Origin of the sequence: Idiomarina sp. UBA3162 (genome assembly GCF_002364475.1) — a bacterium.
GTDB lineage: Bacteria > Pseudomonadota > Gammaproteobacteria > Enterobacterales > Alteromonadaceae > Idiomarina.
Map to the genome: position 1 here is coordinate 1 of NZ_DEYI01000036.1, position 9,251 is coordinate 9,251.

Consider the following 9,251-nt stretch of genomic DNA (forward strand, 5'->3'; position numbering starts at 1 on the left):
AAAATACCAGTGATAAGGGTGTAAGCAGGTACAGCAGTGGATGCAAACGCTTTCGGTACCACTGCCTCTCCAACCACATTCTAATTTACCCCACTAAATTGCAGGTTATGTAACTGATAATAAGGACCCTCGTTATCAAGTAGCGACTGATGGTTTCCGCGTTCGACAATGTGTCCATTATCCATCACTAAAATCTCATCGGCATTCTCAATCGTGGACAACCGGTGTGCAATGACGATGGATGTACGATTCGTTCTAAGCACACCCAGCGCCTTCTGAATATGCCGCTCAGACTCGGTGTCTAGCGCTGACGTTGCCTCATCGAGAATCAAAATAGGTGCATCTTGTAGGAGTGCCCGAGCGATAGCGATACGTTGTCGCTGACCACCTGATAACATCACACCGTTTTCACCGACCATGGTATCTAAACCATGACTCATATTATCTGTAAATTCAGTCACATAAGCTTGCTCAGCGGCTTTGATGATATCTTCCCGAGACACGTTTTTAGATGTGCCATAAGCAATATTATTAGCAATCGTGTCATTGAATAAGGTGACGTGTTGAGAAACCAAAGCAATTTGGCGACGCAAACATTTAAGGCGGTAGTCTTGTATATTTCGTCCATCTATAGTGACCTCACCTTCGCTGACATCATAAAAGCGCGTTAATAAGTTCGAAATAGTCGACTTACCACTTCCTGAACGCCCAACCAATGCCAGTGTTTTGCCTTCATCAACCGCAAAGCTGATGTCTTCTAGTGCCGGATCATCATGGTCATTATAGCGGAACGTGACATGATTAAATTTAATATCCCCTTTCACCCGATCCACCATATGGGTACCTTTATCTACTTCAATCGGTTGATCGAGAATACCGAACACACTGGTCGCTGCAGCTAAACCGCGTTGAAAGTCACTGTTCACGTTACTCAACTGCTTCAATGGTCGCAGCAGCATAATCATTGATGTCAGCAACGTCGTGAATGCCCCCGCCGAGAGGTTTTGCAGCATTTCGGGAAAGCTGGCTATCACCAGTACCATCGCTAGACTCAGTGAAGCAATAAACTGAATCACCGAGGTACTGATCGCGCGCGTGCTTACCAACTTCATATTTTGGTTGCGGGTGATGTTGTTGATTTCACCAAAGCGTTTAGACTCTAGCTTTTGGCCTTCGTGCATCACGACGACTTTATGACCATTAATCATTTGTTCGGCCGTCGTTGTGACGTTACCCATCGCAGTTTGAATTCGGCCACTGACTAGTCGAAAACGCTTTGAAACAACCGCAACAAACTTGGCGATTACAGGACCAATTACGAGAAACACCAAACTAAGTTGCCAGCTCTGATAAAACATCAGACACAACAAGCCCACCACAAAACCACCGTCGCGAATAAGCACCAATAACGCTCGGCTCGATGCTTCGGCTACTTGTTGAGTGTCGTATGTGATTTTGGAAATCAAGTCACCGGTCGAATGGTTATCGTGAAATGAAACCGGTAGCTTCATGAGGTGTTCGAAAAGTTGCTGACGCATCCGCGTCACTACTTTGAAACCCACCCAGCTCAAAAAGTAAGTGGAAATAAAGTTAAATAATCCGCGCACAATAAAAAATACTGGCACGAATACCGCCCCCCAAAGCAAAACACTCGAGTCTTGTTGGGTTAATCCTTCATCTATCAGGGTCTCAATTTGCGAGAAAAACAGGGTATCGACGCCGGCGTAACCTAACATACCAATAATAGCGACGATAAAAGCAGATCTGTAAGGCTTGATATATGATGCGAGCCGCTTCAGCGTACTCGGTTTTTCCTTTTTAGAATCCATGCAATGCCATTAGTTTCTGAAAATCCCCACTATTTTATCTGCTTTATATCACTGTTGGCTAGTCGAACTGTAGGACTTTGCATTCGTTTTATCGAATAACAGGGGTGTTTTGAGTGTCCATGACTGGGCATCTATCTCAATCGATAACTGCCCATAGTCCGCTGTAGTGGCCCACTCACTACCAGATTCAAGTACGCGCTGGTGGGTATACTTGTCTGGCATTCCATAATTATTTGCACCGCCCACACTGACTACGGTCAGTTGCGGCTGAGTCGCTTTCAGCATCAGGGAGCCAAGCGAAAAAGCGCTACCATGATGCGGAGCAACCAATATTTCGACGTCACCGACACGCTTTTCTTCCACCAAGATACGCTCTTCGGCGAACCCAATATCACCGGTGACCAGCCAGTCAATCGTACCGAAGGTAAACCGATATACACAGGAACTCGAATTACTCGCCGCAGCGCGTGCCTGTTTGGGCCACACGACTTGCCATTGAATATCACGCCAGACACCTTGCTCCCCCGCCTGACACGGTTTCTGCGTTAATGCGCCCGACCAGTCCACAGCTGATAGGCGCGCTTTTGCCGTACGCCAGTCGCCACTATGATCCGCATCTTGATGTGTTAGAGAGACGCGCTCGATACGTAACCTACGCTGCTTGATAAAGGGGTCGATAACCGATTCAAAATGACTCCGCCCAATGTGAAACCGACGCCCTAAATCGATCAACCATGCCGCGTTATCACGCTCAATCACTAGTGCCTGAGCTTGGCCCACGTCTAAAACATGAAAAATAACGTCTGGCTGATGCCAACGTCCCAACAGCAGGAAACCAGCAGACAATAACCCCGATACGGCAATCATCAGCCAATAATATCGCATGAGCCACAACGGTAATAAGAGTAATAATCCAAACGCCCATAGCAGTACACTCTCTATGGCAATGGAACTTGTACCCAACCACCCGATAGGTAACCGTGCAAGCCACTCCAATAGGGGCTGAAGCACAATCAGTGGCTGTTCGGCTAACCACCATAAGTTCGCAGCAAAGGTGTCTGCCCACGCAATAGCGGCAATTGCCCCCATCAGTGTCAGCGGCAAAACCCAGAAAGCAAAAATAGGCACCACCAGCAGATTACTCACTGGTGCTATTAGGGAGACTCCACCAAATACTGCTAATGAGAGCGGCCCCATCAACGCTAAAAACAAAAGCTGTAAATAAATTGTTTGAAGTAAGCGTTTAGTCCAACCGGCAGCCGAGTTCACTCGCCATCCCCACTGGCACAATAAAATCACCGCAACCGCCAGCACTGAGAACCAAAAGCCGATATCGTGCCAACTGCCAGGATCGATCACGATCAGAATCACAACCGCATGCCAAAGCCTTTTCCAGTTACGCGTCGTCAAACCCAGCCAACGTTGCCCCCAAAATAATAACAACATGAGCCACGCACGTTGAGCCGAAATCGCAAACCCCGCTAAACTGGTGTAAAGCAATGCCACGATCAAAGCAACAACAGCGGCAACTGGAGTTAATAACAAACGCTCGCGATTGCGTAAAAACGTGCCCTTATGCGGCAGTCGTGCAATACCGCGTTGGAGTGTTAAGAAGATGAGCCCCGCTACTAAACTGATATGTAACCCAGAAATGGCCATTAAGTGTTGCAGCCCATTGCGCTGCCATACATCACGTTGCTCAAATGGAATACTGCCGCGGTAACCGATAGCTAGCGCCTGTAACATTCCAACAAATTCGAGTTCAGTCGCTTCGAAGGTTCGGTAAACACGCCAACGCACCGACGGTTCAACCTGTGTGAGCTGCATCTCTCGCACATAACCCTGTTTGACTAATTGTTTTGCCCACAAATAGCGAGCGGGCCGTTCCGATCCTTGATTCCAATAGGTGGTCGGCATTTTTAACTTAATTTCCGCGCGATACTGTTGGCCCGGACTCAGTATGTTTCGTGATCGGTCTTCGTACCAATAAAGTTGTACCCGGCATTGGCAATCTTCAGTTATTAGTTCATTGCCGTGAAGGACTCGCGACAAGCTAGCGACAAAGCGACTCCGTTTATCACTGTGGTAATCAATATGTTCGATAGTTAGATAGACTGAAAGCCATTGCCGTTCTGGCAATTGCGTATGTTGTTGAGCGAGGTTTGATACAAAATGAGTTCCAATCAGTATCCCTATACACAGCAGTATAAATTGATTAAGAAGTTTTCGAGTGTGGCGACAAAACGGTACAGCACAAATCGCTACAACAATCACTAAAGCGACTAGCCACGTTTCTATTAAGTGAGTAGAATACAGCGCCATAACTGTTCCGGCGAGCAAAGTAAACGAGCTGTATCCCATTCGGTGTTTCCAGTTCAGTCGCACAAATTGATGTAAACGGGAATTGCAATGGCAAGACGCATGATCAAAAAATGGATGCCGAATCATGAGAAAATTCGCCAGACACGTGCACTTAAAGTATTCGGCTCGTTGCTGCATGATGCCAATTTGTGGCATCTAAACCGTCGCTCTGCCTCAGGCGCCTTTGCTGTAGGTCTGTTTTGCGCGTTTATTCCGGTTCCATTTCAAATGCTGCTTGCGGCCGCGGGAGCTATTCTATTTAGGGTTAACCTCCCCCTTTCAGTAGGCTTAGTTTGGATATCCAACCCTATCACCATGCCGCCACTGTTTTACTTCTGCTACGAGGTTGGCCGAGCGGTTCTTTCCGCACCCGCGCACCCATTCAACTTCGAGCTCAGTTGGGACTGGCTCATTTACAGTATCGAAACCATTGGTCCCGCATTTTTATTAGGTTGCTTTATCATGGGGACGCTCTCAAGCTTGGTCAGTTATATTGCTATTCGAGTGATGTGGCGCGTCTCGGTTGTGCGCGCCTGGGAAGCGCGCCAACATCGAAACCGAGAGTGCGACTAATGATGTTCGTGTAGCGCTTGGGCTGGCTCAATCTGAGTAGCACGCCATGCAGGATAGAGCGTAGCCCCGGCGCTCATAATCACGGCCACACATGAGACTAAAGCGACATCGAACCAACGCCACTGTGAGGGTACCTCACTAACAAAATAAACATCGTCAGAAAGCACCTGAAAATGCAGTAACTGCTCCATCAATAAAATAATATCGGGTAATACTGAGGCGAGTAAAATACCCAGGAGGCTTCCCCATGCAGCTCCTTTTACGCCGCTCATTGTGCCCTGCCAGAAAAAAGTCGCCACGATTCGACGACTATCTAACCCCATGGTTTTTAACATCGCAATTTGCGGACGCTTTTTAGTCACAGTCATCACTAACGTGGACACTATATTAAAACAAGCCACCGCCATCACCAGTACGAGAACCAAGTAAATCACTGTACGAACTAACTCAATATCGCGATACAGATGACCCTGCGTTCGCATCCAGTTATCGACATAGACCAATTCCGGTAATCGATTACCGACCTCATTGGCTACTCGTGGCGCCTGAAAAACATCATCTACTTTTAACTCAACGGTAGAAACACCACGTTCTATCTCACCCACAGCGCGCGCGGTGGCCAGACTGACATAGCCCATTTGATGGTCAAGCTCGCCTCCGAACTCGAATAGACCCACGACCTTCAATGCATGACGTTGGGGAGAACGAAACTGTTGGCTACTTCGATCGGCTACCAGTAACTCTAACGTGTCGCCCACAGCGATCCCGTAGCTTTTAGCAATCCCTTGTCCCAAAACGATGGTATTCGGCTCATCAAGGCGCGCCAAGCTGTGGTTGCTAAAAAATTCGGTCGCGCTTGGATGCGGCCCGCCGGCAGCAATCCCCTCTAAAACAATACCTTTAAACTGATCGCCTGAACGCAACATGGCTGTTTGCTTAATGACCGGGTATGCTTCGACAACACGACGATCGTGCTTAGCAATTTCAACAATATCCTGCCAGTTACTAAAAGTGCCCTCCACTTTAGTAAACGACACATGAGGAACCGCTTTAAGCAATTTTTGCTCTAACACATTTTGAAAACCGTTCATCATAGAAAGGCTAGCAATTAATACTGCGCAACCCAGCACGATGCCGACCGTAGATGACGATGCAATAAATGCAAACAAGCCTGAACGGCTGCGGCGCTCGGAGAAACGTCTGGCCAATTTAAGCGTGAGCATGCGTTTCACCCACGGCTGACAGTGTGCCGTTGTTTAGACGATAAATAGAGCCGATTCGCTCTGCCAACTGCATATCGTGCGTCACGATAATAAATGCCGTACCGAACTCTTTATTCATTTCCAAAATCAACTCGAATACCGACTCTGCTGTCTGCCCGTCTAAGTTACCGGTCGGTTCATCTGCCACAACCAATTTAGGCTTATTAGCAAAGGCTCGCGCTATCGCGACCCTTTGCCGTTCACCACCCGATAACTGGGCAGGTCGATGGTGCATACGATCGGTTAAACCGACACGTGCTAGCAACGCTCGCGCTTTTTCGGTTGCCTGTTGTTCTGACTCACCCGCAATGCGTAACGGCATCGCAACATTTTCTAGCGCATCAAATTCCGGTAACAAATGATGAAACTGGTAGACAAAACCAATGTTTCGGTTTCTTAATTGCGCTTTTTGCGAACCATTGAGTTCTGTCAGGCCTGTGTTCTCAAATAACACATGCCCTTCAGACGGAGCGTCCAAACCAGCTAAAATGTGAAGTAACGTGCTTTTACCCGAGCCCGAACTACCGACAATTGCCATAAGCTGGCCTGGGGCAACTGTTAAGCTCACATTGTTCAATACCGTCACTTGATTATCGCCATCGCGGAAGGTTTTACTCACGTTGTGCGCTTGAATTAAATCGTTAGTCATATCGTAACGCCTCAGAAGGTTCAGTTTGGGCGGCTTTCGCTGCGGGGTAAAACGCCGCGACAAGAGTAAGTATGAGTGCTGTAGCGGCAATGAATAGCACTTGCTGCCATTCAAACTGCACTGGCAGTTGTTGCCCTAACCCAACGACAAAATGACTCCCAAGAGCCTGTAGAATCGGATTAATGAAGATCGCTATCAACACCCCGAACAGGGTGCCTAACAGGGTACCTACCGTACCTATGTAGCAACCTTGAATCAGAAAAACTCGACGCACCTGCGCTTGCGTGAGGCCAATGGTTTGTAAGATTGCGATGTCATGCCGTTTATCATCGATCACCATGGCCAACGCGGACAATGTATTGAAAGCTGCAACCGCTATAATCAGCGCCAGCATTAGCCACATCATACGTTTCTCCATGCCAACAGCATCAAATAACTGTCCGTAACGCTGTCGCCAATCGGTCACGATTAACGTACTATTCGAACGAATGAATGACGCGATTTTCGGTGCATTAAATGCGTCTTGTAATTGCACCTGAACATGCGTCTTTGACGCTTTAGGATTACGAATAAGTCGCGCCACATCGTCAATATTTGCAACGGCTAGGTGTTTATCTAATTCTGACTGCATAGCAAACACACCCACTAAGCGAAACGTGCGTTGCGAAGGAAGCATGCCCAGCGGACTGTATACAGCCCCTTTCGAAGAGACAATACGCACTCTATCGCCAATAGCGAGATTCAACTGATTCGCCAACGTTTGACCCAGAATAATATTGTAATCACCTGCAGCTAAGGATGACCATTGCCCTGCAATTAACGCGCGTTGCAAAGCCGGTGGGATTGACTGCGATTTAGAGTCGCCTGTATTGAAGCCCTGCAACGTCACGACCGCGAGGTTACCTGGCACCTGAATCAATGCCTCAGTAGACGCATAAGGTGATATCGACTGTACCTCGTCGCTTGCGCGCTGCTCCAAGAGCGTGGTTAATTCGCTTTGTACCTGTTCACCCTGCACTTGTATGTGAGGTACCCCGCCGAGAATACGCTGCTTTAGCTCACCTTCAAAACCGTTCATGACTGACATCACCACAATGAGCGCCATTACGCCGACAGCGATTCCGCCTAAAGCAAACCGTTGAATAAACCGAGTGAACGCAGAGTATGCTTTTGTTCGGCTATACCTCAACGCGATAGAGAATGTAATTGACCGCAAACGACGCCCTTGAAATGATGGTTGCTTATTAGAAAAGCTCAAGGATAATGAGTTGTTAGCAGCCTGACAACTTTGCGAGACAAAAATGCAGCCGAATCAGTCCATTAATTTGCGTCCTATTGGTGAGTATTTTACCGTAGCCGATAGCTTACCTGTGCAACTCAACCCGGTCGCAGCGGAACGTATACCCTCTGATGACGCATTACAGGCTGAAATTCCAGAGCTCTTTAAACTATGTTCAGAGCTCGCTGGAAGCGATCAGTCTGCGTTACAGCGTGTGCGCTCAGAAAATCCTAATTCACCGGCATTGATAGACGCGCTTGCATTGATTAATCAGCGCATGGGGTTGATGTTGGGCTACGTTCTGAGTCATACCCATGACGACGATTACTCACTTACAGCGCATGAGTTCGGTGGCGGCGGCTTTCGTGTGAAGGTAGCAGAGCCCTTTACTGTGGGAGATAAGTTTCAAGCTAACTTAATTTTTCGCGAAGAATCACTGGCGGTTTACTGTTATGTCGAATGCGTCGAGTGCGAGACACAGACTGAGAATACGCGCGAAGCTACATTCTCGTTTTTGCAAATCCGCGAGCAAGATCATGAGCATGTGATACGTCATAGTTTGCATAGCCAAACCCGTCACCTTAAAGCACGAGCGGAACAGAGGAAGCAAGCAGATAAGCCAGAAAACTCATAGTGATAACATCCAAATCACGTCTATTTTGAGTATAATGCAGCACAGAATTGCAGTTAACGTTAGGTAGTCATGACTAAAGTTTCGGTTTTCAATCCACCTTTTGCAGACTCAGCCCAAAAAGACATTACTTGGACTGAGTTAAATGGAAGTTCACCCGCTCTTGCGCTTGCGAAAGTTATCGATCGTACGCCAGGACGCGTGCTGGTCGTCACAGCAGATGCCAACCAAGCGCATCGTCTAGAGCAAGAAGTACGCTATTTCGCGGGTGAGAACACCGAATATCATGACGATATAACGGTCTTTCCGGATTGGGAAACACTGCCTTATGACACATTCTCGCCCCATCAAGATATTATCTCTGAGCGTCTCAGTGTTCTAGCACGCCTCCCGCAAGCACGACGAGGCGCCTTGATTGTTAGCTTAAATACCTTGTTGCAACGTATCGCCCCTGTTGAATTTGTGCAAAGCCAATCTCTCGATCTCAGTATTGGTCAGCAGCTCGATGCCTTAGCCCTACGTGAGCAGCTCGAACGTAACGGCTATCGTGCGGTTGAACAGGTCATGGAACATGGCGAGTTTAGTAGTCGCGGTTCGATATTAGATCTATTCCCGATGGGAAGTGAGTCACCATTTCGAGTCGATTTCTTTGATGACGAGATCGACA

Annotated in this window: 7 protein-coding genes and 1 pseudogene; 3 read left to right on the top strand and 5 right to left on the bottom strand. The window is 47.8% G+C overall.

The features are described from left to right. Positions 1-80: 80 nt before the first annotated feature. Both msbA and B2X00_RS04000 read right to left on the bottom strand, forming a co-directional pair. Positions 81-1,829, bottom strand: a complete 1,749-nt coding sequence (msbA, locus tag B2X00_RS03995) for a lipid A export permease/ATP-binding protein MsbA (RefSeq protein ID WP_290486215.1) — start codon at positions 1,827-1,829, stop codon at positions 81-83. A 48-nt stretch (positions 1,830-1,877) separates the two neighbouring features. Continuing rightward, entirely contained in the window at positions 1,878-4,190 is a 2,313-nt protein-coding gene (locus B2X00_RS04000) for a DNA internalization-related competence protein ComEC/Rec2 (RefSeq protein ID WP_290486216.1), read from the bottom strand. 48 nt (positions 4,191-4,238) lie between these two features. On the opposite strand from B2X00_RS04000, the gene B2X00_RS04005 reads away from it, so the two are divergent. Next, positions 4,239-4,763, top strand: a complete 525-nt coding sequence (locus tag B2X00_RS04005) for a DUF2062 domain-containing protein (protein ID WP_290486217.1) — start codon at positions 4,239-4,241, stop codon at positions 4,761-4,763. Here B2X00_RS04005 and B2X00_RS04010 read toward each other — a convergent pair. Genes B2X00_RS04010 through B2X00_RS04020 form a run of 3 tightly spaced genes read right to left on the bottom strand, consistent with a single transcriptional unit; the run spans position 4,760 to position 7,890 of the window. Continuing rightward, the gene (locus tag B2X00_RS04010; protein WP_290486218.1) at positions 4,760-5,986 is read right to left on the bottom strand and encodes a lipoprotein-releasing ABC transporter permease subunit; all 1,227 of its coding nucleotides are present in this window, start codon (positions 5,984-5,986) and stop codon (positions 4,760-4,762) included. The genes B2X00_RS04005 and B2X00_RS04010 overlap by 4 nt on opposite strands. Next, complete coding sequence (lolD, locus tag B2X00_RS04015) at positions 5,973-6,674, bottom strand: lipoprotein-releasing ABC transporter ATP-binding protein LolD (protein WP_290486219.1); 702 nt, start codon at positions 6,672-6,674, stop codon at positions 5,973-5,975. Before lolD ends, B2X00_RS04010 begins: the two co-directional genes overlap by 14 nt. Continuing rightward, the gene (locus tag B2X00_RS04020; RefSeq protein ID WP_290486220.1) at positions 6,667-7,890 is read right to left on the bottom strand and encodes a lipoprotein-releasing ABC transporter permease subunit; all 1,224 of its coding nucleotides are present in this window, start codon (positions 7,888-7,890) and stop codon (positions 6,667-6,669) included. Before B2X00_RS04020 ends, lolD begins: the two co-directional genes overlap by 8 nt. 85 nt (positions 7,891-7,975) lie before the next feature. Between B2X00_RS04020 and B2X00_RS04025 the strand changes: the two genes are divergently transcribed. Further along, complete coding sequence (locus B2X00_RS04025) at positions 7,976-8,587, top strand: PilZ domain-containing protein (protein ID WP_290486221.1); 612 nt, start codon at positions 7,976-7,978, stop codon at positions 8,585-8,587. A 69-nt stretch (positions 8,588-8,656) separates the two neighbouring features. Continuing rightward, a pseudogene (locus B2X00_RS04030) lies at positions 8,657-9,251 on the top strand (transcription-repair coupling factor); the annotation flags it as partial.